The 25,568-nt window shown below is 37.4% G+C and carries 24 protein-coding genes and 1 tRNA gene; 15 read left to right on the forward strand and 10 right to left on the reverse strand.

Annotated features, from left to right (window positions below):
* Positions 1-7: 7 nt before the first annotated feature.
* On the reverse strand, positions 8-592 hold the full coding sequence (gene pth, locus JEP40_RS10940) for an aminoacyl-tRNA hydrolase (RefSeq protein ID WP_099075502.1): 585 nt from the start codon (positions 590-592) through the stop codon (positions 8-10).
* Between the two features lie 344 nt (positions 593-936).
* Between pth and ychH the strand changes: the two genes are divergently transcribed.
* A complete protein-coding gene (gene ychH, locus JEP40_RS10945; RefSeq protein WP_198623580.1) occupies positions 937-1,215 on the forward strand; it encodes a stress-induced protein YchH in 279 nt (92 codons plus the stop codon).
* A 242-nt stretch (positions 1,216-1,457) separates the two neighbouring features.
* On the opposite strand, the gene prs is transcribed toward ychH, so the two are convergent.
* From prs to lolB, 3 genes are all read right to left on the reverse strand, one after another.
* Positions 1,458-2,405 carry a ribose-phosphate diphosphokinase gene (gene prs / locus JEP40_RS10950; protein ID WP_036912921.1) on the reverse strand — a complete coding sequence of 316 codons (948 nt, stop codon included), beginning with the start codon at positions 2,403-2,405 and terminating at the stop codon, positions 1,458-1,460.
* Between the two features lie 87 nt (positions 2,406-2,492).
* A complete protein-coding gene (ispE, locus tag JEP40_RS10955; protein ID WP_198623581.1) occupies positions 2,493-3,368 on the reverse strand; it encodes a 4-(cytidine 5'-diphospho)-2-C-methyl-D-erythritol kinase in 876 nt (291 codons plus the stop codon).
* Entirely contained in the window at positions 3,365-4,003 is a 639-nt protein-coding gene (gene lolB / locus JEP40_RS10960; RefSeq protein WP_198623582.1) for a lipoprotein insertase outer membrane protein LolB, read from the reverse strand. The genes ispE and lolB overlap by 4 nt, the downstream gene beginning before the upstream one ends.
* 240 nt (positions 4,004-4,243) lie before the next feature.
* Here lolB and hemA point away from each other — a divergent pair, with 240 nt between their 5' ends.
* Genes hemA through JEP40_RS10990 form a run of 6 tightly spaced genes read left to right on the forward strand, consistent with a single transcriptional unit; the run spans position 4,244 to position 10,101 of the window.
* Positions 4,244-5,506, forward strand: coding sequence for a glutamyl-tRNA reductase (gene hemA / locus JEP40_RS10965; RefSeq protein ID WP_198623583.1), 1,263 nt, complete (start codon positions 4,244-4,246; stop codon positions 5,504-5,506).
* A gap of 28 nt (positions 5,507-5,534) precedes the next feature.
* Positions 5,535-6,617, forward strand: a complete 1,083-nt coding sequence (gene prfA, locus JEP40_RS10970) for a peptide chain release factor 1 (RefSeq protein ID WP_198623584.1) — start codon at positions 5,535-5,537, stop codon at positions 6,615-6,617.
* On the forward strand, positions 6,617-7,465 hold the full coding sequence (gene prmC, locus JEP40_RS10975) for a peptide chain release factor N(5)-glutamine methyltransferase (protein WP_198623585.1): 849 nt from the start codon (positions 6,617-6,619) through the stop codon (positions 7,463-7,465). Before prfA ends, prmC begins: the two co-directional genes overlap by 1 nt.
* Entirely contained in the window at positions 7,449-8,258 is an 810-nt protein-coding gene (gene sirB1, locus JEP40_RS10980) for an invasion regulator SirB1 (RefSeq protein ID WP_198623634.1), read from the forward strand. Before prmC ends, sirB1 begins: the two co-directional genes overlap by 17 nt.
* A gap of 57 nt (positions 8,259-8,315) precedes the next feature.
* Positions 8,316-9,170, forward strand: a complete 855-nt coding sequence (gene kdsA, locus JEP40_RS10985) for a 3-deoxy-8-phosphooctulonate synthase (RefSeq protein WP_098942633.1) — start codon at positions 8,316-8,318, stop codon at positions 9,168-9,170.
* A 7-nt stretch (positions 9,171-9,177) separates the two neighbouring features.
* Positions 9,178-10,101 carry a TIGR01212 family radical SAM protein gene (locus tag JEP40_RS10990; RefSeq protein ID WP_198623586.1) on the forward strand — a complete coding sequence of 308 codons (924 nt, stop codon included), beginning with the start codon at positions 9,178-9,180 and terminating at the stop codon, positions 10,099-10,101.
* Between the two features lie 147 nt (positions 10,102-10,248).
* Here JEP40_RS10990 and dauA read toward each other — a convergent pair whose 3' ends face one another.
* Complete coding sequence (gene dauA / locus JEP40_RS10995; RefSeq protein ID WP_198623587.1) at positions 10,249-11,949, reverse strand: C4-dicarboxylic acid transporter DauA; 1,701 nt, start codon at positions 11,947-11,949, stop codon at positions 10,249-10,251.
* 587 nt (positions 11,950-12,536) lie between these two features.
* Positions 12,537-12,624: transfer RNA gene (locus JEP40_RS11000), tRNA-Ser, on the reverse strand.
* A gap of 317 nt (positions 12,625-12,941) precedes the next feature.
* On the opposite strand from JEP40_RS11000, the gene ghrA reads away from it, so the two are divergent.
* The 3 genes from ghrA to JEP40_RS11015 all read left to right on the forward strand — a co-directional run bounded on the left by ghrA (position 12,942) and on the right by JEP40_RS11015 (position 15,756).
* The gene (gene ghrA, locus JEP40_RS11005; protein WP_198623588.1) at positions 12,942-13,883 is read left to right on the forward strand and encodes a glyoxylate/hydroxypyruvate reductase GhrA; all 942 of its coding nucleotides are present in this window, start codon (positions 12,942-12,944) and stop codon (positions 13,881-13,883) included.
* 439 nt (positions 13,884-14,322) lie between these two features.
* Complete coding sequence (locus JEP40_RS11010; RefSeq protein ID WP_198623589.1) at positions 14,323-14,931, forward strand: 2OG-Fe(II) oxygenase; 609 nt, start codon at positions 14,323-14,325, stop codon at positions 14,929-14,931.
* A gap of 252 nt (positions 14,932-15,183) precedes the next feature.
* Positions 15,184-15,756 carry a TorD/DmsD family molecular chaperone gene (locus JEP40_RS11015; RefSeq protein WP_198623590.1) on the forward strand — a complete coding sequence of 191 codons (573 nt, stop codon included), beginning with the start codon at positions 15,184-15,186 and terminating at the stop codon, positions 15,754-15,756.
* A 109-nt stretch (positions 15,757-15,865) separates the two neighbouring features.
* Here JEP40_RS11015 and JEP40_RS11020 read toward each other — a convergent pair whose 3' ends face one another.
* Positions 15,866-16,420, reverse strand: a complete 555-nt coding sequence (locus tag JEP40_RS11020) for a lipoprotein (RefSeq protein WP_198623591.1) — start codon at positions 16,418-16,420, stop codon at positions 15,866-15,868.
* Positions 16,421-16,462: 42 nt separating this feature from the next.
* Complete coding sequence (mdtH, locus tag JEP40_RS11025) at positions 16,463-17,665, reverse strand: multidrug efflux MFS transporter MdtH (RefSeq protein WP_198623592.1); 1,203 nt, start codon at positions 17,663-17,665, stop codon at positions 16,463-16,465.
* 197 nt (positions 17,666-17,862) lie between these two features.
* On the opposite strand from mdtH, the gene rimJ reads away from it, so the two are divergent.
* Positions 17,863-18,444 carry a ribosomal protein S5-alanine N-acetyltransferase gene (gene rimJ, locus JEP40_RS11030; protein WP_198623593.1) on the forward strand — a complete coding sequence of 194 codons (582 nt, stop codon included), beginning with the start codon at positions 17,863-17,865 and terminating at the stop codon, positions 18,442-18,444.
* Positions 18,445-18,554: 110 nt separating this feature from the next.
* Here the strand turns inward: rimJ and JEP40_RS11035 are convergent, their stop codons facing one another.
* On the reverse strand, positions 18,555-19,190 hold the full coding sequence (locus JEP40_RS11035) for a GNAT family N-acetyltransferase (RefSeq protein ID WP_198623594.1): 636 nt from the start codon (positions 19,188-19,190) through the stop codon (positions 18,555-18,557).
* A 102-nt stretch (positions 19,191-19,292) separates the two neighbouring features.
* Here JEP40_RS11035 and JEP40_RS11040 point away from each other — a divergent pair, with 102 nt between their 5' ends.
* The 3 genes from JEP40_RS11040 to JEP40_RS11050 all read left to right on the forward strand — a co-directional run bounded on the left by JEP40_RS11040 (position 19,293) and on the right by JEP40_RS11050 (position 22,874).
* On the forward strand, positions 19,293-19,889 hold the full coding sequence (locus JEP40_RS11040; RefSeq protein WP_198623595.1) for a TetR/AcrR family transcriptional regulator: 597 nt from the start codon (positions 19,293-19,295) through the stop codon (positions 19,887-19,889).
* A 147-nt stretch (positions 19,890-20,036) separates the two neighbouring features.
* Positions 20,037-21,572: a murein biosynthesis integral membrane protein MurJ gene (gene murJ / locus JEP40_RS11045; protein WP_198623596.1), complete on the forward strand. Its 1,536-nt coding sequence runs from the start codon at positions 20,037-20,039 to the stop codon at positions 21,570-21,572.
* A gap of 1,029 nt (positions 21,573-22,601) precedes the next feature.
* Positions 22,602-22,874, forward strand: coding sequence for a hypothetical protein (locus JEP40_RS11050; protein ID WP_198623597.1), 273 nt, complete (start codon positions 22,602-22,604; stop codon positions 22,872-22,874).
* Between the two features lie 140 nt (positions 22,875-23,014).
* Here the strand turns inward: JEP40_RS11050 and argS are convergent, their stop codons facing one another.
* The gene (gene argS, locus JEP40_RS11055) at positions 23,015-24,745 is read right to left on the reverse strand and encodes an arginine--tRNA ligase (RefSeq protein ID WP_198623598.1); all 1,731 of its coding nucleotides are present in this window, start codon (positions 24,743-24,745) and stop codon (positions 23,015-23,017) included.
* Positions 24,746-24,917: 172 nt separating this feature from the next.
* On the opposite strand from argS, the gene JEP40_RS11060 reads away from it, so the two are divergent.
* Positions 24,918-25,472, forward strand: coding sequence for a VOC family protein (locus tag JEP40_RS11060; RefSeq protein ID WP_198623599.1), 555 nt, complete (start codon positions 24,918-24,920; stop codon positions 25,470-25,472).
* The last annotated feature ends 96 nt before the right edge of the window (positions 25,473-25,568 follow it).

Raw genomic sequence — 25,568 nt, forward strand, 5'->3', positions numbered from 1 at the left:
GTAATGATTATGCTTTAAAGCTATGTAAGCGGTTTATTGCTTTCTCATAACCATCACGCATTAAAATATCTGTGCACGAAAGGGCTTCATCGATAGCGTCATCAATTAATTTTTGTTCACTCATTGGTGGTTTTCCTAATACAAAGCCTACAACTTTATTTTTATCACCAGGGTGACCAATACCAATGCGTAAACGATAGAAATTTGGGTTATTGCTAAACTTACTTTGAATATCTTTTAATCCGTTATGACCGCCATTACCGCCGCCTAATTTCATTTTGACAATGCCGGGCGGTAAATCGAGTTCATCATGTGCAACTAAAATTTCATCAAGTTCAATACGATAGAAGTTCGCCATAGCCTGTACCGCTTTACCACTTAAATTCATAAAGGTGGTCGGAACTAATAAACGAACATCATTACCGTTTAAATTAATGCGTGCGGTGTAACCAAAGAATTTGCTCTCTTCTTTTAGAGATTGCTGATGACGTTGAGCCAATAAATCTACATACCAAGCACCCGCATTATGGCGAGTCTGGGCATAATCTGCACCGGGGTTTGCTAACCCGACGATAAGTTTAATTTTACTCACAATAGCCTTTCACTGTTATCGTCTTAAAAGAAAGCCCATAGTTTACCTGTCTAAGCACAGAAGCACAAAATAGATTATATAGAATGTTTTTTAGAAATGGAGGAGCGAGGAAATATCCTTATTTAAATTTAACAAAAAGAGCGAAAGCGATAAAAACAGCGTTATTTTCTACTTTGAAAAGAAAAAAACACATTTTTTGTGAAGATTTGTCAATAAATATCAGAACGATGTGATCGCTTCGACAATACCTTTTTAGGATTTATGACTATAATAACCACAATGAATAAAAGATATTTGATGCATTTTGTTGTTGAATCGTCTGACGACGCGCTTGGAGGTGCAACATGAAATATAAACATGCATTTGCAGTGGGTAATTTATGTATGGCTACGGGGATGGTTGTGATGCTCGGTAGTCTTGGTTATACACTTCTTAGTCATATTTTCCCATTAGGATTGCCTGAATTTTTAGCTGATATCTCTTTAATGGGGATCTTTATCGGAGCTCTGGTTTGGCTAGCAGGTGCCCGTATCGGTGGTAGAGAAACAATAGCAGAAAGATATTGGTGGTTACGTAATCATGACGAACGTTATCGTCGCCATGATAATCACCGTTATTTATAATATTGTTAATACAATTAATATCAGAATAGATAAAATAATAACTAAGTTTAAGATAAACTGGTATTAAGTGAATAACTGTCATTATTATGAGTGTAATACACATCAATAGACCCGTTGATATCATGACGGGTTTTTTTATTGCCTAAACTACCTTGTTTTTGGAAAACGGCAACAAAAAACCCGCTATAACAAACGCTATAGCGGGTTTAGTTATCTCAAATTGCAATGAATGTTATAACAAATTAATGTTCAAACATCGCAGAGATTGACTCTTCATTGCTAATACGGCGAATTGCTTCAGCCAGCATGCCAGAAAGAGTCAATGAACGGACTTTATTTAATGCTTTGATTTCTGCTGACAATGGAATTGTATCGCAGACAACCACTTCATCAATAACAGAGCTTTTGATGTTCTCAACAGCATTACCAGAAAAGATTGGGTGAGTTGCGTAAGCAAATACGCGTTTAGCACCACGTTCTTTCAGCGCTTCAGCTGCTTTACATAATGTACCGCCTGTGTCGATCATATCGTCAACAAGGATACAGTCGCGGTTAGCAACATCACCGATAATATGCATAACTTGAGAAACGTTAGCACGAGGGCGACGTTTATCAATTATAGCCATATCAGTATCGTTAAGCAGTTTAGCGATAGCACGAGCGCGAACAACACCGCCAATATCTGGAGAAACAACAATAGGGTTGTCCAAATCTTTTTGAAGCATATCTTCTAAAAGAATTGGGCTGCCGAAGACATTGTCAACCGGTACATCAAAGAACCCTTGGATTTGTTCTGCGTGTAAGTCACAGGTTAAAACACGGTCTACACCTACACTAGATAAGAAATCCGCAACAACTTTTGCCGTAATAGGAACACGGGCTGAACGAACACGGCGATCCTGACGGGCATAACCGAAGTAAGGAATAACAGCAGTGATACGACCAGCGGAAGCTCGACGTAATGCGTCAACCATGACCACTAATTCCATTAAATTATCATTAGTAGGTGCACAGGTTGATTGAATGATAAATACATCACCACCACGTACGTTTTCGTTGATTTGCACACTGACTTCACCGTCGCTAAAACGACCTACAGCCGCGTCTCCTAGGCTAGTGTAGAGTCGGTTGGCAACACGTTGAGCCAGTTCCGGGGTTGCGTTACCAGCAAAAAGCTTCATATCGGGCACGAGAAAAACCTCAGGCTTGCGTCCAGAGAGAGATATTGTTGACCTGTAAAGAACGTGTTTATGAACATAGGGTTTGTAAACATCATCTTACGGGTGCAATAACACAGGTATCCTTGAGCGGAATAAATGCAGAGGAGAAATGTTGACGCCTTGCGCTACAAACCCATGCACCCACTCAGGGGCGTTAATTAACACTTCACTAGCGGTAACTTGTGATCCGAACTCACCGAATACACAGGCACCTGTCCCAGTTAAGCGTGACGGTGCATATTCTAACAGCCACGAAAGCAGATATTCAACCTCACGAAAACGTTTTCTTGCGATCATTTCACAGTCATTTTCGAACGGAGCCTTTAATAATGCGCCAAGAGAGCGAATAGGAGAATTACGTTTTAATTCTGGATCTGTGAAGATTGTCGGGGTTGGAATCGAAATTCCGGGGTGTGCGACCAAATACCATTGCTCTTTTGGCTCTGCAGGGGTCAAAATTTCACCAACGCCTTCGGCGAACGCAGCATGACCTTTTACAAAAACAGGGACATCAGCCCCTAAACTTACCCCTAATTCGGCTAAGGTTTCATCACTTAAACCCGCTTGCCAGTGGTAATTAAGTGCAATTAATGTGGTTGCAGCGTTAGATGAGCCTCCACCTAAGCCACCCCCCATTGGAAGTTTTTTATCAACACTGATATCAGCCCCTTGATACTTCAAAGGAATATTATGTTGTTGGCAATAGTCACGCAATAATTTAGCGGCTTTAATAATTAAATTATCTTTATCTTCTACGCCTTCAATCGGCGTTAAGATAGTTAACTGGGTATCATCACGAGGGGTAATCGTTAATGTGTCACCGTAATCTAAAAACTGGAATAACGTTTGTAGATTATGATAACCATCTGAGCGTTTCCCTGTGATGTAGAGAAAAAGGTTTAATTTGGCAGGAGAAGGCCAACTTAGAGTCATTGCTGTATATCCCAGTTATCCATTTTTAATTTGATAATACGTTCACCTTGTTTTAACTCAAGGCGTTGTGGCAGGTTGGGGGTAGTGCTTGAATCATAAGCTTGGTAAGTTACATGCCAATCACCTTCGGGTGTGGGTAAAGTGACAGATTTTAATAAGTGATTTGCATCTAACTCAAAATTAGTTGCATCACCCGGTAAACCAACAAGCCAGGCGCGTAGGTTTTTCAGTGGAATAACCATGCCGGTAAGTTGATAAATCATCTCTGCGGGGTTATCACTATAGTATTTTTTGCCTTTATTATCCGTGACTTCAATGACACCTGGCATAACATTTAAATCAAGCTCTGTGGTACCTAGCGGATTCGTCAATAATAAACGATAACGCTCATCTGCTTTATCTTGCCAATAGAATCGGGCATAAGTTTTGTTTGTATCTTCGAAATAAGCGAAAGCGCCTCGAGTTTCATATTGTGAAATTTTCTTTAATGCTTGTTGGCGAGCTTGCCATTGCACATCGTTATCAGACGCAGAGCCTTGTGTCTTTATCTGATTTAGATTACAGGCACTCAGCAACAACGCCGTAAGCGGGATGATACGCAGGAGTTGTTTGGTTGAAAAAAAGCGTGAACGCATAGCTGAGACATTCCTTTAATTCGTTATTAGTTAAAAAAAAGAGTATCATAAACCTTATGATATAACGATATTTCGTTAAATTGTGTATAGAAATCTTCTATCACTCAAGTAAGCTCTTTTATTGAATCTGTTCATCAAGTAGAATGGCGGAAATGAAGAGTCCATACTAAATGCGCTGTTTTAGGTTTACACTAAGTCAAGTCGCGAGGCGGTATTTATTCATAACTCGATATAGTTGATATGACGTTATTAGCATTAGGTATTAATCATAAAACAGCCCCCGTTGCTTTACGTGAGAAAGTTTCTTTTTCTCCCGATACCATGGGTGATGCCTTAAATAACCTCTTACAGCAACCCGCTGTCAGAGGCGGTGTTGTGCTGTCCACTTGTAACCGTACTGAGCTCTATCTGAGTATGGAAGACAAAGAAAATAGCCATGAACAGCTTATTCGCTGGTTATGTCAATATCACCAAATAGAGCCCAATGAACTGAAAAGCAGTGTTTATTGGCATCAAGATAATCAAGCTGTCAGTCATCTAATGCGAGTGGCAAGCGGTTTAGATTCTCTCGTATTAGGTGAACCTCAAATTTTAGGGCAAGTTAAAAAAGCCTTTGCTGATTCTCAAAGTTATGATTCGCTCTCTTCAGAGCTGGAACGTTTGTTTCAGAAATCTTTTTCAGTTGCGAAAAGAGTGAGAACAGAGACACAAATCGGTGCTAATGCAGTTTCTGTTGCTTTTGCTGCTTGTACCTTAGCGCGTCAAATCTTTGAATCATTATCTTCTTTGACTATTTTATTGGTTGGCGCGGGTGAAACGATAGAATTAGTTGCTCGTCATCTTCGTGAACATCAAGTTAAAAAAATCATTATTGCTAACCGAACTAAAGAGCGTGCTCAGCGTTTAGCCAATGAAGTCGATGCGGATGTTATTACATTATCAGAGATTGATGAATGTCTATCGCAAGCTGATATTGTTATTAGTTCTACCGCAAGTCCTTTGCCTATTATTGGTAAAGGGATGGTTGAAAGGGCACTTAAAAAACGCCGCAATCAACCTATGTTGCTGGTGGATATTGCGGTTCCGCGAGATATTGAACAAGATGTTGAAAAGCTCAATAACGTCTACCTTTATAGTGTTGATGATTTAGAAGCGATTATTCAACATAACCGCGAACAACGCCAAGCTGCAGCTATTCAAGCCGAACATATTGTCCAACAAGAAAGTGGACAATTTATGGATTGGCTACGAGCGCAAGGTGCCGTGGGTGCGATTAGAGAATATCGAGACAGCGCTGAAATGTTACGTGCAGAAATGACAGAAAAAGCCATCACATTGATACAAAACGGAGCAGATGCAGAAAAAGTTATTCAGCAACTCTCGCATCAATTGATGAATCGTCTAATTCACACACCAACAAAATCTCTTCAACAGGCTGCCAGTGATGGTGATATTGAACGCCTGAATCTATTACGTGAAAGTTTGGGTATTACCCATAATTAACTTTGTCTAACAGGATCTTAATCTACGAATGAAGCCTTCTATTGTCGCTAAGTTGGAAGCTCTACAAGAGCGTTATGAAGAAATTCAGGCACTTCTGTCAGAAGCCGATGTGATTGCCTCTCAGGAGCGTTTTCGTGCGCTTTCAAAAGAATACTCTCAATTAACCGACGTCACGGCTTGTTTTAGTCAATGGCGAAAAGTGCAAGACGACATCGAAGCAGCAGAAATGATGCTTGATGATCCTGAAATGAAAGAAATGGCGCAAGAAGAGCTGAAAGAAGCGCAAGCACTAAACGATGATTTAGAGCAACAATTACAAGTGTTGTTACTGCCTAAAGATCCTGATGATGAATTTAACTGTTTCCTTGAAATTCGTGCAGGAACAGGTGGGGATGAAGCCGCGTTATTTGCTGGTGATTTATTCCGTATGTATAGCCGTTATGCTGAATCACGTCGCTGGCGTATTGAAGTCATGAATGCTAACGAAGGTGAGCATGGTGGCTATAAAGAAGTCATTGCAAAAGTAGTGGGTGATGGCGCTTACGGGGTATTAAAATTTGAATCAGGTGGTCACCGCGTTCAACGTGTACCAGAAACAGAATCTCAAGGTCGTATTCATACCTCGGCTTGTACGGTCGCAGTATTAGCTGAAGTACCAGAAGCTGAATTGCCTGAAATTAGCCCAAGCGATTTACGTATTGATACATTCCGTTCGTCAGGTGCAGGTGGTCAGCACGTTAACACCACCGATTCTGCAATTCGTATCACGCATATTCCAACTGGCATTGTGGTGGAATGTCAGGATGAGCGTTCACAGCACAAAAATAAAGCCAAAGCGATGTCTGTATTAGGTGCGCGTATTCGTGCCGCTGAAATGCAAAAACGTCAAGAAGCCGAAGCTTCTGAACGTCGTAACTTATTAGGCTCTGGCGATCGTTCTGACCGTATTAGAACGTATAACTTTCCACAAGGGCGAGTTACAGATCACCGTATCAACCTCACATTTTATCGTTTAGATGAAGTGATGGAAGGAAAATTAGAACCTCTAATTCAACCTATTGTCACTGAATATCAAGCGGATCAGCTTTCTGCACTTTCTGAGTTAAATTAATGAATTATGAACAATGGCTGCGTCAAGCAGCCTTGCAATTAATTGAAAGTGACAGCCCTAAACGTGATGCTGAAATTCTACTTGGGCACGTAACACAACGTGCTCGAACGTATTTAATTGCCTTCAATGAAACGTTGCTTTCACAAAATGAGTTAACACAATTATCGCAATTATTGACTCGACGTATTAAAGGTGAGCCTATTGCTTATTTAGTGGGCGAAAGAGAGTTTTGGTCACTGCCTTTAAAAGTCTCGCCTGCAACATTAATTCCCCGTCCTGATACTGAATGTCTTGTTGAACAAGCGTTAGAAAAACTGCCAACAGAGCCAACAACTATTCTTGACTTAGGAACAGGAACGGGTGCTATTGCACTTGCTATGGCGTCAGAGCGTCCTGATTGCCATATTATTGGTGTGGATTTACAAGCCCAAGCAGTGGCATTAGCACAAGTGAATGCGACCCGCTTAGCATTAAACAACACAGAGTTTATGGAAAGTTGCTGGTTTAGTTCACTCTCTGGGTATCAATTTGGTATGATAATTAGTAATCCTCCTTACATAGATGAAAATGATGAGCATATTCATCAGGGGGATGTTCGTTTTGAACCTTTAACCGCGTTAGTTGCTGGTAATAACGGTTTTGCTGATATCGAGATTATCATTGAAACTGCCCGCCAATTTTTAACTGATAAAGGTTGGGTATTACTGGAGCACGGTTGGCAGCAAGGTGAAGGTGTTCGCAAAATTTTTACTGATAAGGGTTACTGCTGTGTGGAAACTTTCCGTGATTATGGCGGTAATGAGCGAGTGACAGTAGGTCGTTGGAATTATGATAGAAACCATAGCTGATTACGAATTTAATAAAGCCCCTTTAGTTAAGGGCATGATCCTTATCTCTCAGGCTATTCGACCTGATTTTCCGACCACTTCTGTTGGCTATCAATTAGCACGACTTGTTGAGCAAGCAGAAGCTGAAATTCCTAAGCAAGGAAACATCAAAGAGCAAATAGAAGCATTACTAAAACTGTTTTATAAGCAGTGGCACTTTAGTGGTGCAAGTGGCAAATATTGTCTTTCCGATACATTATGGTTAGATAAAGTATTAGCGACACATGTGGGTTCTCCTGTTTCACTAGGTTCGATTCTTATTTATATCGCACAAGCGTTAAATCTGCCGTTAGCTCCCGTTATTTTTCCTACACAACTTATCATCAGAATAGATGTTCCCAATGAAAAAACGATATTTTTAAACCCAATAAATGGCGAATATCTATCACAACATACCCTAGAAGTTTGGTTAAAAGGGAATGTAGGAAATAATTCGGTGTTATTAGAGGCCGATTTAGAAGAATCAGAATACAGCTCCATTATTCGCAAGCTTTTAGATACCTTGAAAGTGTCTTTAATGGAAGAAAAGAATATGGAACAAGCATTAAAAGCCAGTGAAACGGTATTAATGTTTGATCCTGAAGATCCTTATGAGATACGTGATCGTGGACTGATTTTTGCTCAGTTAGAGTGTCATCATGTGGCAATTTCTGACTTAAACTATTTTGTTGAGCAGTGTCCCGAAGATCCTATTTCAGAGATGATTAAAATTCAAATTCATTCGATAGAGCAAAATCCAGTTGTTCTACATTAAAAGTTTACGCAACGTACTTGATTAACACAGTACATTACAAACAGTATAGGGATAAATATGCAACATAAAGTGGTGAATATTGGTGATATCAAGGTAGCAAACGACCTACCATTTGTGCTTTTTGGTGGCATGAATGTATTAGAATCGCGCGATTTAGCCATGCGTATTTGTGAGCACTACGTCACTGTGACTCAAAAATTGAATATTCCTTATGTATTCAAAGCTTCTTTTGATAAAGCAAACCGTTCTTCTATTCACTCTTATCGAGGTCCTGGTTTAGAAGAAGGAATGAAGATTTTCCAAGAGTTAAAAGAGACTTTTGGTGTTAAAATTATTACGGATGTTCATGAAGCAGCGCAAGCTCAGCCTGTATCAGAAGTCGTTGATGTTATTCAGTTACCTGCATTCTTAGCGCGTCAAACCGATCTTGTTGAAGCAATGGCAAAAACAGGTGCAGTGATTAACGTAAAAAAACCTCAGTTTGTTAGCCCTGGTCAAATGGGAAATATCGTCGATAAGTTTAAAGAAGGCGGTAACGACCAAGTTATTTTATGTGATCGTGGTAGTAACTTTGGCTATGATAACTTGGTTGTAGATATGTTAGGTTTTCATGTCATGATGCAAGCTTCTCAAGGTGCTCCTGTTATTTTTGACGTAACGCATTCATTACAATGTCGTGACCCATTTGGTGCCGCATCAGGTGGACGTCGTGCGCAAGTTGCTGAATTAGCACGTGCAGGTATGGCGGTTGGACTTGCAGGATTATTTCTTGAAGCTCACCCAGATCCAGATAATGCACGTTGCGATGGCCCATCAGCCTTACCATTAGCAAAATTAGAGCCATTCTTAGCACAAATTAAAGCGATTGATGACTTAGTAAAAAGCTTCCCTGAGTTAGATACCAGCAAATAAAATTGTCATGCAACTGCATACAGTAGTGAATATGTTCGGCGCTGATCTTCAGCGCCGTTATCACGAAAAGATCCATAAAATCACCCTTCATGGCGGTTTCAATTGTCCTAATCGAGATGGTACATTAGGGCGAGGTGGCTGTACTTTCTGTAATGTCTCCTCTTTTGCTGATGAACAAACCCAATATCATTCCATTGAAGAACAAATTGCATTACAAGCTAAAAATATTAACCGAGCGCATCGATACCTCGCTTATTTTCAAGCCTATACTAGCACTTATGCCGAAGTAGAATACTTACGTACTTTATATGAAACCGCGTTATTACAAGCTGATATAGTAGGACTATGTGTAGGAACTCGACCAGATTGTGTACCGATTAGTGTGTTAGATTTATTGCAAGGTTATTGTGAGCAAGGTTATGAAGTGTGGTTAGAGCTTGGTTTACAAACCGCCCATGATAAAACATTAAGGCACATTAATCGTGGGCATGATTTTCAATGTTATCAAGCAACAACACGAGAGGCTCGTCGTCGTGGTTTAAAAGTGTGTACGCACCTTATTGTCGGATTACCAAGAGAAGATCATTTGCTTAATATGCAAACATTAGATCGTGTGATTGAAACGGGTACTGACGGGCTTAAATTACACCCTTTACATATTGTTGAAGGCAGCACGATAGCTAAGGCATGGAAAGCGGGGCGTATTAATGCATTGACGCAAGAACAATATGTTTATACTGCGGGTGAGATGATCCGCCATACTCCTCCTGAAATCATTTATCACCGCGTTTGTGCCAGCGCGAGAAAACCGACCTTACTTGCCCCAGAATGGTGTGAAAATCATTGGCTTGGGATGAATGCACTTTATCAAGATTTATTAAAAAAAGGCGTGCAAGGAAGTGGGATTGGTAACATGTTTATCCCTTATTAAGTAAATTATTTCTTATATTAAGAATAAACGTTGAAATTAATAACGTCTCAAATTAAATGTTATAATTATTCATAATTAAAAACGCCTTTAATCTTTATCTAATATTAATTAAAGGCGTTAATTTTTTTATCTGAAAAATCTAAATATCTATTGAATTAATTCCAAGTCATCCAGTGCTTTTTGTAATGAAGGATAAAAATTAAGTTCTCCTTCAATGGGGGTAACTCTTGCTCTTGCCAACGTTTTTAAAGGTTGGAAAGGAATATCACACACAATAATATGAGTGTCATGTTTTACATCAGTCACAAAATGTTGGAAGGCGTGTAAGCCCCCTGCATCTAAGACTGGCACAGCATCCCATTGCATAATAACGGTTTTATAACCTTTGCTACGCTCACGTAATTCATTAAAAATACGCTCAGCAGCCGCAAAGAATAGCGGGCCATTAACACGCACAACTAATAACTGTTTATCATCATCGGTATAAGGGGATTCAGTTATTTTGGTCATATTGGCAATACGACGCATAAATAACAGTGAAGCCAATACGATACCGATAGTAATGGCAATGACCATATCAAAGAGAACGGTGAGTGATAAACATAACACTAAGACAATAATATCGTCTTTAGGGGCGTGACGAATAAGATCAATCACTTTACGCGCTTCACTCATATTCCATGCAACAATTAACAGCAGTGCTGACATTGCGGCTAAAGGTAAATATGAAAGAAATGGCGCTAATACCAGTAAAGTTAGTAATACCAATAATGAGTGAACAATAGCTGAAACTGGCGATGTTGCACCTGCACGGACGTTAGCTGCTGAACGCGCAATAGCCGCCGTCGCTGTTATACCGCCAAAGAAAGGTGCGACAATGTTACCGACACCTTGTCCTAGTAATTCACCATTAGAGTGGTGCTTTTTACCTGTCATGCCATCAAGCACAACGGCACACAGTAACGATTCGATTGCACCTAACATTGCCATTGAAAAAGCCGCTGGTAACAAAGCAGAAACCGTACTCCAATTTAATTCAAGAGAGGCTCCAGTGCTTGGTAAATTCCAAGGTAAAACAAACTGAGGTAGTATTGGTGGAATACCTTGCCCAGTCGATCCATCTGGAAGTAGATAACTAAATTGTGAGCCAATCGTTGCAACTTCATGGCCAAACATATTCATAATACCCATCACTGCAGTACCCGCGATTAAAGCGGGTAAATGCCCTGGTAAGCGTAAATTTAATTTTGGCCAGTAGATTAAAACAAACAGTGTTGTTAAGCCGATAAGCGTATCACCAAGGTGAATGGTAGGTAATGCAGAACCTAAGGCAATAATTTTATCGATATAAGTTTCGGGTACATGCGACATCTCAAGACCAAAAAAGTCTTTTATTTGCATGGTCGCGATGGTGATAGCAATCCCTGAGGTAAACCCAAGTGTTACAGAAACAGGAATATACTCGATGAGTTTACCAAAGCGAGCTAATCCCATAACAACTAAAATAACGCCCGACATTAATGTGGCAATCAATAAACCACTTAAACCGAACTGCTGAGATACAGGATAAAGTATCACAACGAAAGCGGCTGTTGGGCCTGAAACACTGTAGCGAGAGCCACCAGAAACAGCAATAACTATACCGGCAATAGCTGCGGTATAAAGACCGTATTGCGGAGGAACACCGCTACCAATTGCCAGTGCCATGGCTAATGGTATCGCAATAATTCCGACGGTGATCCCTGCAATAATATCTTTTAATAAACGTGCAAAAGAGTAAGGCTCTTTTACACATGCATCAATAAATGCACTAAAGGGGCGAACCCGGTTAACTTTATGAGTTTTCATTTAGGCTTAAACCAAAATAAGAAGTCAGATGCCGAATAACGGCGATAAGAAAAAGAGAGGATATCGCTTTTATTCGCTGATAATAATGTGATACATCAAATTATTAATGTATATCTTAAAGCTTAGTGAAAATTAAATCAATTAAACTAATAAGTTAACGTAAAGAGATAATACAATGTATCTTATTGTATTTATTCTGTTGCTCGCTTGAAAATAAAGTTTAAATTTATTTTAAAATTATAAAAAGCGTTTTATTTTAGAATAAATGTCGTTTATAGAGAGATAATAAAAGTCGTTTTCTGTCATAAAAATACGATAGAGTTAAATAGCAACTAGATAAGCTACTTTCGAACATTAAAAATTAATTATTAGAGATTGTTAACTGATTAAATATTATTAAATAAAACGATTAAGCCAAAATAAAGAATAAAGTAAGTGATGTGTTGTATACTAAAGAAATAGTATCGAAAAATGAGTTTAAATGAGCTATAGATGGAAAGAGAGAAAAAATAAACAGGTTGAAAAATCGATATTTCTTCCGCAAAAAGATAGAGCCTAGTTAAAAAACTAGGCTCTATCTTAGAATATGGCGGTGAGAGAGGGATTCGAACCCTCGATACGTTGCCGTATACACACTTTCCAGGCGTGCTCCTTCAGCCTCTCGGACATCTCACCGTATTGTTGTTGGATATGTACTTAACATCTCTCAACGGGGCGCTACTATAGGGAAAAGGAGCATAAGCGTCAACAGCTAAATGCATTTTTCTTTTAACTTTTGTATCAAGCAGTCAAATAAAAAACAATATGCATAAATGCTAGACAAATTATGCAGTAAATCAATTCACGCAATAGGTTAGCGTATTGAAAAAAGAATTGAGATTTTCGTTAACTGGTTAACATTCTCAACATTTTTATTAACAACTTATTCAAAGAGACTTGAAATCAGAACGTAACCCTCGCACCCTATGATAAAAATGCTGGAGGAAGGCACAATGAATATTATTTATTATCATCCTTTTTTTGACGCAGAGACATGGACCAATGGTATAAAGGCACGTTTGCCGAATGCTAATATACGCATTTGGGAACCCGGTGATAATCAACCCGCTGATTATGCTATGGTTTGGCTTCCTCCTTATGAAATGCTTGCAAGTCGTAACCAACTTAAAGGTATTTTTGCATTAGGGGCAGGCGTTGATGCTATCTTAAAACAAGAACAACAAAAGCCAGGTACACTGCCAACAGGTGTTCCTGTTATGCGTTTGGAAGACACCGGAATGGGACTTCAAATGCAAGAATATGCAATTGCGAAAGTGATGTATTATTTTCGTCGTATGGATGATTATAAACGCCAACAATCCCAACGTTTATGGAAACAGCTTCCTTCACACTCTTATGATGATTTTGTGATTGGTGTTTTAGGTGCTGGTGCTTTAGGTGGGAGTGTCGCAACTAAACTCGCTGAACTGGGTTTTAAAGTCCGTTGCTGGAGTCGCAGTGAAAAGCAAATTAAAAATGTTGAAAGTTTTTATGGTAAAGAGCAACTTAATGATTTCCTTAAAGAGTGTAATTTGTTGATTAACTTATTACCTTACACACCAGAAACTCATGGCATTTTGAATTTTTCTCTTTTTGAACAACTTAAGCCTTCTTCTTATTTAATTAACCTCGCTCGTGGCGCGCATTTAGTTGATCAAGATTTATTAGAAGCGATAGATCAAGGATACATTGCTGATGCAACTCTTGATGTTTTTGCTCAAGAACCTTTGGCGGGTATGCATCCATTCTGGACTCACCCTCGTGTTTCTATTACACCACATATTGCTGCGTTTACCATTCCAAATATTGCAATGGATACCATAGTTGAAAATATTCAACGAATTGAAAAAGGAGAGGCTCCTTTTGGAGTGGTTGATATGGATAGTGGTTATTAAGTTTTTTCCTCTTATATTTTAACTTTAGGAAATAGGCGATAAGTTTTATATTTATCGCCTATTTTATCTCTACTTTTAAACAATATGATTTTTTAGTGTTTTATTTAAATTTATAAAACTCAAACTATAAAAATATATCTATTAATAATAACCTTATTAAAGCTTAGATTACATTATTAAAAATAATATTTAATGCTAATCAATATAAAGGTTAATCTTATTAAAAGAACAAATAAATATTATCAATATAAATCTATTCATCTAAACAGGAACCGCTTTTACTCTTAAGGCTAGAAGAATACACAGTCTATTTTTGTGGTCTTTATAGAATTAATCTCTGATTAATTGATGTTATCGAAAAGATAAATTTATTAAGTTGTCATTTTAGTCAACTTGGTGATATAAAGTAGTTTCCCATGTTTATCAGACAATATACCTAATGAATATAGCAGAACTTCTTGAGCAAATAGCAGAGAAAGGATGGTGTGTGTGGGATGATTTCCTTACACCAGAAGCTGTTCAACAACTACGCACTTGTTTTGGTGACAATGCACAACAAGCTCGTATTGGTCGTCATGAAAATCGTCAAGCAGAAATAACAATACGTAGTGATAAAATAAGTTGGCTAGAGCCAGAAATGGGTGAACCAGTACAACATTATTTAATGCAAATGGAATCTATTCAACGTGCTGTTAATCGAGAATTTTATTTAGGACTTTTTGAATACGAAGCGCATTTTGCGTGTTATGAAAAAGGAGCATTTTATAAAAAGCATCTTGATGCTTTTAAAGAAAATGTGACTCGACGTTTAACCACTGTGTTATATCTTAATGAAGATTGGACAAACGAAGATGGTGGCGAATTAGTTATTTACGATTTAAAGAATAACGAAATTGCAACAATCGCGCCCAAAGGAGGACGTTTAGTTGTTTTCCTTTCAGAACAATTTCCTCATGAAGTGCTCCCTACTAATAAAGAGCGAATAAGTATTGCTGGGTGGTTTCGTGTCAATGGTGTAAGAGATAATTTTCTTGATATCGCAAGTTAACTAATGCAACAAAAATGCTGTTGTCATAAAAGAGTTTTAAAGTTGTTATAATAAAACTGTTTTAAAAGATAAGTAGCATGGGATTAGGCGCGTTTCTTATATTAAGCAAAAGCTTAATTATTAAGAGCGCGCTTTTTCTGTTTTAAAAGCTCCCTTTGATTAAATTAATACTTATAATCATAAAAAAGAAAAAAGTTGATTTTCTTGTCGTTAAACGCACAATAAAGCGAAACTTTTTAGGATAAAAATACAATGAATGAATTCTCAATAGTTTGCCGACTTTTAGGCACATTATTTCAACGTGACCCAAATGATCCTATTTTAGCGCCAATTATTAAAATGATTGGTGAGGGAAAATTGAGCCAGTTATGGCCATTGGAGCAAGACGAACTATTTAATACATTAAAAAATAGCGTCAAAGATTTAGCTATTGTTGAAGCAGATTATCAATCTCTTTTTGGTGGCGAAGCGCCGGCTGTATCTATTTATGCCCATGATTATGAACAGATCAAAGAAGGCGATATTCGTCAATTTTTAGCCACAAGAGGTATGCCTGTTACTGATAATGCAACAGACAGTTTTGGTGCTTTATTGCTGGCTGCTTCATGGCTGGAAGATAATTCAGCAGAAGATGAAGTATTAGCTCAAATACAACTATTTGATGAATATTTATTACCTTGGGCTGGGGCATTTCTTGGTAAAGTAGAAGCTCATGCAACGAGTGGTTTTTATCGTACATTAGCTGCCATTGCACGTGGTGCGTTATCGGCATTACGTGAAGAGCTTTCTGATGATGAAGAGGGTGAAGATACTGAAGCAGAGTAATATCTTATTTTCTTTGTAAAGGTATTTTACTATTCATAAAAAAGGCAAACCATTAGGTTTGCCTTTCTCATTAATGTCGATAAATATTTTTAATCAACTCACGTAACTATTAGAGTTGGATCACGAATTTACCGGGTTTCACTTCAATACCTTTTGCCATTTTAAACGCCGCAGCTTCAGCGCTATTTTTCGCAGGATCAAGGACATAAACAGGGTGATTATCAAAATACGTTGCAATCGTAGCATCTAAATAAGGTTTTAATGCGATAACGACAGCATCCATTTTTTCTGGTGATACTTTATAGCTATCAATAGTCATGGACTTTATGTATATCGCCCCTTGATCGGCTTGATAAGAAGGTTGACCTGATAATGTAAGATCAACTTTGGCACTTGTTTTACCAAAAAATGAATTAATTTTTAGATCGGCAGCACCTGAAAGGCTGATTTTACCCGGCTCTGTACGACCAATTTGGATTGAAAGATTACTTAATTTGATATCAGCGGATACAACATCATCTTCACCAATATGTTTTTGAAGATTAGTTTTTTGGCTAATATAGTCATTAATAAGATTTTCACTTACATCAAATTGCTTGAGCTGATCACAACCCACCACAAAGCTTGTTAGTAATAATATGGTTGTTAGAAAAATAGCTTTCATAAACACTCCTTGATCATTGATAACTAAAAGTTTACCTGATATCTAAGGAGTAAGCATGGCTGTTTCTATTTTTTTACGATTAAATTGGCGGTGTAGTGCGTAAAGTGTTACTAATCCTACCGTACCTAATAAGAACCAAGGTAATTCAGGCATATCAAATTGGTTACCTAGATCGTACATCCACCCACCACCGGTATATCCGATTGCGCCACCAAAGGCCAAACCTAAGCGACTAAATCCCATATAGCTACCACGTGCGCGAGGATCAGCCAGTGAGGCACTTAACGTTTCACGCGCAGGCTCTGCGGTGATCGTGCCAAGATAAAATAAACCAATAATTAAGAAAATACCTTGTAGTGAATGGATCATTCCAACAGGAAACATACTGATGCTCATCAAGAATAATCCTGCCATTAAACGTTGTTCCAATTTGAAACGTTTTTCACTCCAGCGCGCAATAGGATAGAGCAAGGTTAAAGAGAGCAATGCTTCAATGGCATACATCCATTTTACTGCAGTGGGAGTACCAGCAATATCGTTAACAATTATAGGGAACATCAACATGACTTGAACAGACAATACAAAATAGCCTGTTAACGTTAAGACATAACTGACAAAGCGTTTATCCAGCACTACGCGATTTAGCCCTTCTTTAATCGGTGTTCTGGTAGTAGATATACGGTAAGCAGGTAGTAACCAAGCATTAAATAAAGCAGCAATAACAAAAACACCAGCGCCAACCCAGCATACTAAATGAAAATCATACAATAATAACCAACTACCAATCAGCGCCCCAATAACGGCTCCTGCACTATCTTGCATTAATAATAGAGAATAAAAACGTCCACGTTCATAAGGGCGGGTTAATTTAATAACTAGTGCTGTGCGAGGAGGATCAAATAACGTTCCCCCTAATGCAGATAAAATGCAAGATAACCAAAGTATCCACGGTTGGTCTGCCATTGCCATTAAAGCAAAACCTAAAGCACGTAATAACATTCCAGTTATTATCATTGGTTTTGCACCAAAGCGGTCCGCAATGGCGCCGCCAAAAATACCTAGGCCTTGCTGGACTAATTGTCTAAGCCCTAATGCGAAACCGACAATAACACCAGCCCAACCCAATTGTTCGACGAAACGAATAGAAATTAGAGGAAAAACGACGAAAAAACCCAAGACAACTAACATATTGTCAATTAGGAGGAAGTATTTACCCAAGGTACGGGCTTGTGTTACCAGTGCCATTACTCACCATCAATAAGCAAATAATTTAAATAAAATAAGAGGGGAATGAAATAATTTATTTCTTCGACTATTCTGTCTCTAAATGTGCATAATTCCTAGTAAATTAAAGATGATATTTTTTTATTAAGGTTAGTGGCAGAATAAGAAGAGTTACTTCAGAATTAGACTTATTTATATCAAAGGATAATGGGATCGCAATGTTTGGTTATCGTGGTGGAGTTCCTAAAATTCGTTTCGAAACGACAAGAATGATAATTCGTTTAGCTTATGAACGAGATGCGGAAAGGTTGGCTAATTATTATACATTAAATCGTCGTTTTTTAATTCCATGGGAGCCATTAAGGGATAAAACACATTATTTGCCTTCCGGTTGGGAACATCGTTTGCAATATATGAACGAATTACATCGACAAGAAAGTGCATTTCATTTTTTGTTGTTAACACCAACTGAAGATGAAATTATTGGTGTGGCTAATTACAGTAATGTTATGCGCGGCGCCTTTAATGCCTGTTTTTTAGGTTATTCCGTAGGCGAGAAATGGCAAGGTAAAGGTTATATGTCTGAGGCATTAACTGAAACGTTGACTTATATGCAACGTCAACAAGGAATGCATCGTATTATGGCGAATTATATGCCTCATAATTTACGCAGTGGTAATTTGTTGGTGAAGCATGGTTTTGAGCGTGAAGGTTATGCAAAAAATTATCTGCAAATAAACCAAGAATGGCGTGATCATGTATTAACCGCATTAACAACACGAACTTACTTCAAACGATAAATAGCCCTTATTATTAAGGATAAAGCACTGTTTATAATTATAGTGATATTTTGTTTTTTTCAGTGCTTTTAGCCAATATATTGACGCTAATAGTGATATTTGATTTGTCGTTAGTCGATTTTTTTCAACATATAATACCAATGTTGAATATGAAAAATAGATTGTGTTAAGTGTGATGATTCTTTTCTTTCAATATAAAACCCATCTTTTTGATATAAATAAAGAGCGCCTTTATGATGAATATCCACATAAAGTGATAAATATATTTTTTTCAGAATATCTTTACTGTATTGCGTTATCCATTGAAGTATTGCATAAGCAATACCACGACCTTGATAAGTGGATAAAACAGCAATGTGAGCTAAATAAACTTCATTTTCTTTTGGCGTGTAATCAAATAATGAAAAGAAAATCTTTTGCTTAATGTAATGAGTAATGCCATAGCGCCAATAATTAGAGAAAGGTGTTTTAGCAAAAGAATTTGACATAGATTGAGCTTCTTTTGTGACTAAACAAAATGTCGCGATTATCTTGTTGTTCTCGGTGATAACAAATTGTTGGCTATTTTTTTTACATGCCAGCGTATTCCAAATGGCTTCTAATTGTTGACGTTGTTTAGGGTTAGCACTATCAATATTAAAAGCATTCAATTTAAAACGAAAGGCTTGTACAAATAATTGAATAATTTCAGGAATATCTGAAGGTTCTGCAACACGAAGCTGATAGTGTTCATTAAGTAATTGCATGATATCGTTACTCTGCAATAATAGGGTTATTTTTTAGACTGTTTGGTCTAGTTTATTATAGACTAGTCAGTCTAATTTATTTTGTCCAGAGATTTTTAGGTTATGAACAAGACAGCGACTGAAAAACAAAAAGCGAAAATGAAGCACATTATTGATGCTGCAATACGTTGCTTTGCTATAAAAGGCTTTCACTCCACATCAACAGCAGAAATTTGTCATGAAGCAGGTATGAGCCCCGGAAATGTATTCCATTATTTTCCCAATAAAAATGCGATTATTGAAGCTATTGCATCAGAAGATGCACAGCTTTTTGATGAAATTTTTTGTCGTTATGAAGTGCAAGAAGAGAGTATTCAAGCAGTTATTGATTTAATGAAAGAAATTATAGCGCTTTATAATCATCCGGAGTACGCACGTATTAGTATCGAAATTTTTGCTGAAGCTTCACGTAATGCGAGTATTCACGAAATTTTCATTGAAAATGAAAGAAATAATAAACAACGTTTGATTACCATGTTAGAAAACGGTATTAAAAAAGGGCAAATTGATCCGCTATTAGAGCCAGAAAAAATGGCTACTTGGTTATTTGTTATTGCAGATGGTTCTATGGGGCGAAATATTATCGATCCTGAATTTAATCAAAGTGAGAGCCAAACTATGTTGGAATTGATGTTGAGAAAAATATTGGCTAAGGCATAAATAATACGTGTTTTTCTTTTATTGGGATGAGCTAAAAGTAAGCTGAAACTGCTTATTTTTAGCCAATTGATGATTGATTTTTCGATGTTAGAGACGGAGTATAGTCCCTTTCTTTTTATTCCATTCAACAAAAATTAGAATGACTTTATGAATTTACTTAAATCACTGGCCGCAGTGAGTTCCATGACTATGTTTTCACGGATCTTAGGATTCATTCGTGATGCAATTATTGCGCGTATTTTTGGCGCAGGTATGGCAACCGATGCTTTTTTTGTTGCGTTTAAATTACCGAATTTACTTCGTCGTATTTTTGCAGAAGGGGCATTTTCTCAAGCCTTTGTGCCAATATTAGCTGAATATAAAAGTCAGCAAGGTGATGAAGCAACACGTACTTTTATTGCTTATATTTCAGGTATGCTAACACTGATCCTTGCCGTTGTTACCGTGATTGGTATTATTGCTGCACCATGGGTCATTTATGTTACAGCACCCGGTTTTAGTAGCTCGCCAGATAAGTTTCAACTTACGACTGATTTATTACGGATAACGTTTCCTTATATTTTTCTTATTTCTTTGGCTTCATTAACAGGCTCTATTTTAAATACATGGAACCGTTTTTCAGTGCCTGCTTTTGCACCGACATTACTCAATGTCAGTATGATATTTTTTGCTTTGGTCGTCGCACCTTATTGTAATCCGCCAATTATGGCATTGGCATGGGCGGTTGTTGCTGGTGGGATCTTACAACTTGGTTATCAATTACCGCATTTGAAAAAAATCGGTATGCTTGTACTACCTCGAGTTTCTTTTAAAAATAGTGGAGTTTGGCGTGTTTTAAAATTAATGGGTCCTGCTATTTTAGGTGTTTCAGTTAGTCAAATATCTTTAATTATCAATACAATTTTTGCTTCTTTCTTAGTGTCTGGCTCGGTCTCTTGGATGTATTATGCTGATCGTCTTATGGAGTTACCGACGGGTGTGTTAGGAGTTGCATTAGGCACTATTTTATTACCTTCGTTATCGAAAAGTTTTGCTAGTGGTAATACTGAAGAATATAGAAAACTGATGGATTGGGGATTAAGACTGTGCTTTTTATTAGCATTACCTTGTACGATTGGTTTAGCTGTATTATCAGGGCCATTAACGGCATCTTTATTCCAGTATGGTAATTTTAATGCTCATGATGCATTAATGACACAGCAAGCGTTAATCGCTTATTGTGTTGGGCTGATGGGACTTATTATCATAAAAATCTTAGCACCGGGTTTCTATTCTCGTCAGGATATTAAAACGCCTGTAAAAATTGCTATCGCAACATTAATACTGACACAATTAATGAATCTCGCATTTGTTGGTAGCCTAAAGCACGTTGGCCTTGCGCTTTCGATTGGTATTGCAGCTTGTTTTAATGCCTCTATGTTATTTTGGCAAATTCGTAAAAAAGATATTTATCAACCTTTGGCGGGTTGGCCAGTTTTTTTGTTAAAACTAACAATTGCGTTGGTGGTAATGGGGGCAGTTTTAGTTGGAATGTTATGGATCATGCCAAGCTGGGATATCGGAAGTATGCTTATGCGTATTTTACGTCTATTACTCGTCGTTGTGGTTGGGGCTGGCAGTTATTTTGTTGCCTTGTATGTATTAGGTTTTAGGCCTCGTCACTTTTCTTTACGTGCTTTATAGTTGATGAAATATGCTCCTCCGCTTTTTATATAAAAGCGGGGGAGGTTTAAATTAACAATATTTTTATCAGTACTATTCCTCTCATTTAGATCCTTTCTCTATTTTTAGACTATTTATAATGCAACATTGATCACACTTTGGGCATTTAATTCGATTGGCTCAATGCCGTCCAAAAAGAAAAAAAGGATAAAAACACAAAGAAAATTTTTTTCTGTATTATTTTTTTATTAAATTTTTTTTCCAATTTCTGAATGGTTTATACAGTTTTTCGGCATTAAAATGTGTTTTTTAAGCTAAATATATAAATTATGCTAATCATTAATCATCCGGAATATCTTTAGACAATTTGTTTACTTACACGACCATTCTACATAAAGTAAAAAAATAGACGCTATATTCTAAGTACTTATGGTTTGACGAATTATCTTTTTTTAGATAAACTCTCTGGTGTTGTCTAGGTTTAAAAAATGACACATCTGTTAAATATTTCTTACTTAATGATGAGATATTGCAAATATTTCAAAATATTGCAGTATATTTTAAAACATTTAATTTTTTTGATTTAAAACATATTATTATTTCTTTATTCAGGTAGATTAACCGTGACTGTAAAGTTATTTGCTTGTTATCGTTCAGTACTACTGAAAGTGATCATATCTATTTTGTCTGCGCTTCAAATAGGTAATACGATTGCTGGGGATAAGCAGTAAACAATAAGTCGTGTGAATAATGAAATTAATGCTAAATCTATTATTAATAGATAATTAGATTACTGGTAATTCGGTATGGTACACTAATTATTGCTTTCATTTGTCCGCTATTGTTTTCTGTTTTTCCCTCTCTTTTCAAATCCTTCGCAATGTTCTTGTTTTTTTCATTAATAGCTCAATAACTCAAATATTTCTCTATTTGTTCGCTATACTCAAGGCAGTTATAAACTATTAGATATTTCTAGTTTAAAGACTACTAAATAATCAATTAGATGGTTTTTTAGTAAAAATAAAAATAAAAGAGTGTCAAGGAGCTACTATGAAAAAAGCAATTATCATTTCTGTATCATTAGCTACGTTATTTCTTGCTGGCTGTACTGCTGATGGGAAAATCAATACCTCAAAATTAACGCCAGTTAACTGTGTGGGTGTATTTGACAAGACAAATGAGCAACTGTCATTCACGGCTAAAGACGTTAACGATCGCCTTTATAGCCCAAGCAAACCAATAGATAGTGTTGATGGTTGGATTGAGGCAAAAGATATCAGAGGTCTATTGTGTCAGGATGTTATAACTGCTAATGAAGATTAATGACGAAGTAGCATTGGAAGTTAGATTGAGTAATTGTTTGAAGTGGTTTTTAGCTATATTGAATTAAGAATTAATATATAAAAAACCGATGGTTAAATGCCATCGGTTTTTTGTCTCTGTAATTTGCATACTTTAGCTAATTACATTCTATCGACCGTTTCAATCCCTAACGTATCTAAACCTTGCTTTAAGGTTCTCGCAGTCAAACGAGCCAGTTTTAGACGGCTTTGGCGAGTGTTTTCATCTTCAGCAGATAAGATAGGGCAGTTTTCATAAAAACCAGAGAAGTTTTGTGCCAGATCGTAGAGATAAGCACACATTACATGAGGTGTTCCTTCACGAGCAACTTGCATGATGGTCTCATCAAATTGCACTAAACGTAATGCAAGTTGTTTTTCATGAGACTGCGCTAATGTGATAGGCTGAGTTAATGAGTTTTCATCAATATCTGCACGTTTAAAAATTGAAGCAACGCGAGTATAAGCATATTGCATATAAGGTGCAGTATTACCCTCAAAACTTAACATCAGATCCCAATCGAAGATGTAATCTGTTGTGCGGTTTTTAGATAAGTCAGCGTATTTCACTGCGCCAATACCGACAACGCGAGCAACATTATTTAATTCATCTTTATCCATATCTGGATTTTTTTCAGCAATTAATGTACGTGCTCTTTCTTGTGCCTCATCGAGTAAATCAGTTAAACGAATAGTACCACCAGAACGTGTTTTAAATGGACGACCGTCTTTACCTAACATCATGCCGAACATATGGTGTTCAAGAGACATTGAATCTGGGATATAACCTGCTTTACGGACAATAGTCCATGCTTGCATTAAATGCTGATGTTGACGAGAATCGATATAATAGAGAACGCGATCAGCATGTAGATTTTCGTGGCGATATTTAGCACAAGCAATATCGGTTGTCGTATAAAGGTAGCCACCGTCTTTTTTCTGAACGATAACACCCATAGGTTCGCCTTCCTTATTTTTATATTCATCAAGGAAAACAACCGTTGCACCTTCACTTTCTACAGCAAGGCCTTTTGCTTTTAGGTCAGCAACAATACCGGGTAACATTGGGTTATACAGACTTTCACCCATAATGTCATCTTCGGTTAATGTGACGTTAAGACGCTGATAAGTCACTTGGTTTTGTTGCATGGTGATATCAACAAGTTTGCGCCACATTGTACGACAATACTCATCACCGCCTTGTAATTTTACAACGTAATTACGCGCGCGCTCTGCAAAGACTTCATCTTCGTCATAGCATTTTTTTGCTTCACGATAAAACTCTTCGAGATCAGATAACGCCATATCTGCGGCATTTTCGTTTTGTTTTTTCTCTAAATACGCAATTAACATACCAAATTGCGTACCCCAATCACCAAGGTGATTGGCACGAATAACATTATGACCTAAAAAAGATAATGTACGCGCACTTGCATCTCCAATAATCGTAGAGCGTAAGTGGCCGACATGCATTTGTTTTGCAACATTTGGAGAAGAATAGTCAATAACAATAGTTTGAGGTGTAACTGATGTTACATTCAGATGTTCATCGACTAATGCGTCTTCTGCTTGCTTTGCAACCCATTGTGGCGATAAGAAGATATTGATAAAACCGGGACCCGCGATTTCAACTTTATCTGCAATACCTGTAATATCAAGCTGTTCCAGAATTTTCTCTGCGAGTTGTCGGGGTGGGATCCCCATTTTTTTTGCTGCTCCCATGACACCATTTGCCTGATAGTCACCAAATTGCGCTTTGGCTGACTGGCGGACAAGTGGTTCGCTATCAGCGGGTGCGCCAGCAGCACACATTGCCACACTGATTTTTTCTGAAAGAAAAGCCTGAATATTCACCGGGTTACCTTAAATTATTGAGAAAATAAAACCTGACGACAAAAGTCTGACAGGTTTATTATAAAGAATTAGGATTAACCTTGAATTTATAACATATTCCAGCTAGAACATGCTACCATCTGAACCTTATCTTTAAGGTTTTTTCTCTGTTTTTTCATTAAGGTTACTCAAAATGGCGTTATTTTCTTCAATTCCTCAATTAAATGATTTAACTCACGAGCTTCCACAATTTGAAGAAAAAATGACACAGCTTGCCAATCAGTTAGGTTTAAATTTCACACTTTATCTTACTGATCATATTTCGTTACGTTGTCACGATTTAACATTGGCTGAACAATGGCGAAAAGGCCTTAGTCAATGTGGAAAGTGTATTTCTGATAATATTATTAACGGACGCCCAATTTATCTTTTTCAATTAGACACCCCATTAATGGTTTTAAATCAAGCCGTTTCTATTGTTGAATTACCATTCCCAACACATAAAATATATGAGTACCAAGGTTGGGAACATATTGAGCAAGTGATCCCTGTTGAGCCTACTGGTTTAGTCAATAACGTTATGTCATTTTTGCTTTCCCCTTTACCTGAGAACATTAGCTTAAAAATCAGTGAGCCAAAAGGCGAAAAAGAACGATTACCAAATCCTACTGTGGCTATTTCTAATGGTAAAGTGACAGTGAAGTATCATCCTTATTCGTTACTTGAAATCGTAGAAAGTGAGTGTTGAACGACACTTTCAGAAAATAGTTTGCTTGTGTCAGCACAAAACTCTGATAGTGAAATTGAATGAATAATGATATTCGACAACTATTGTTAGTAATCG

The organism is Proteus vulgaris, from assembly GCF_016239305.1.
In the GTDB taxonomy this organism is placed as follows: Bacteria; Pseudomonadota; Gammaproteobacteria; order Enterobacterales; family Enterobacteriaceae; genus Proteus; species Proteus vulgaris_C.

Bases quoted from the DNA above. Each gene is read 5' to 3' on its own strand.
- ychH (WP_198623580.1), top strand. From the start codon at position 937: ATGAAATATAAACATGCATTTGCAGTGGGTAATTTATGTATGGCTACG.
- ispE (WP_198623581.1), bottom strand. From the start codon at position 3,368: ATGACTCTAAGTTGGCCTTCTCCTGCCAAATTAAACCTTTTTCTCTAC.
- lolB (WP_198623582.1), bottom strand. From the start codon at position 4,003: ATGCGTTCACGCTTTTTTTCAACCAAACAACTCCTGCGTATCATCCCG.
- hemA (WP_198623583.1), top strand. From the start codon at position 4,244: ATGACGTTATTAGCATTAGGTATTAATCATAAAACAGCCCCCGTTGCT.
- prfA (WP_198623584.1), top strand. From the start codon at position 5,535: ATGAAGCCTTCTATTGTCGCTAAGTTGGAAGCTCTACAAGAGCGTTAT.
- prmC (WP_198623585.1), top strand. From the start codon at position 6,617: ATGAATTATGAACAATGGCTGCGTCAAGCAGCCTTGCAATTAATTGAA.
- kdsA (WP_098942633.1), top strand. From the start codon at position 8,316: ATGCAACATAAAGTGGTGAATATTGGTGATATCAAGGTAGCAAACGAC.
- JEP40_RS10990 (WP_198623586.1), top strand. From the start codon at position 9,178: ATGCAACTGCATACAGTAGTGAATATGTTCGGCGCTGATCTTCAGCGC.
- dauA (WP_198623587.1), bottom strand. From the start codon at position 11,949: ATGAAAACTCATAAAGTTAACCGGGTTCGCCCCTTTAGTGCATTTATT.
- ghrA (WP_198623588.1), top strand. From the start codon at position 12,942: ATGAATATTATTTATTATCATCCTTTTTTTGACGCAGAGACATGGACC.
- JEP40_RS11010 (WP_198623589.1), top strand. From the start codon at position 14,323: ATGAATATAGCAGAACTTCTTGAGCAAATAGCAGAGAAAGGATGGTGT.
- JEP40_RS11015 (WP_198623590.1), top strand. From the start codon at position 15,184: ATGAATGAATTCTCAATAGTTTGCCGACTTTTAGGCACATTATTTCAA.
- JEP40_RS11020 (WP_198623591.1), bottom strand. From the start codon at position 16,420: ATGAAAGCTATTTTTCTAACAACCATATTATTACTAACAAGCTTTGTG.
- mdtH (WP_198623592.1), bottom strand. From the start codon at position 17,665: ATGGCACTGGTAACACAAGCCCGTACCTTGGGTAAATACTTCCTCCTA.
- rimJ (WP_198623593.1), top strand. From the start codon at position 17,863: ATGTTTGGTTATCGTGGTGGAGTTCCTAAAATTCGTTTCGAAACGACA.
- JEP40_RS11035 (WP_198623594.1), bottom strand. From the start codon at position 19,190: ATGCAATTACTTAATGAACACTATCAGCTTCGTGTTGCAGAACCTTCA.
- JEP40_RS11040 (WP_198623595.1), top strand. From the start codon at position 19,293: ATGAACAAGACAGCGACTGAAAAACAAAAAGCGAAAATGAAGCACATT.
- murJ (WP_198623596.1), top strand. From the start codon at position 20,037: ATGAATTTACTTAAATCACTGGCCGCAGTGAGTTCCATGACTATGTTT.
- JEP40_RS11050 (WP_198623597.1), top strand. From the start codon at position 22,602: ATGAAAAAAGCAATTATCATTTCTGTATCATTAGCTACGTTATTTCTT.
- JEP40_RS11060 (WP_198623599.1), top strand. From the start codon at position 24,918: ATGGCGTTATTTTCTTCAATTCCTCAATTAAATGATTTAACTCACGAG.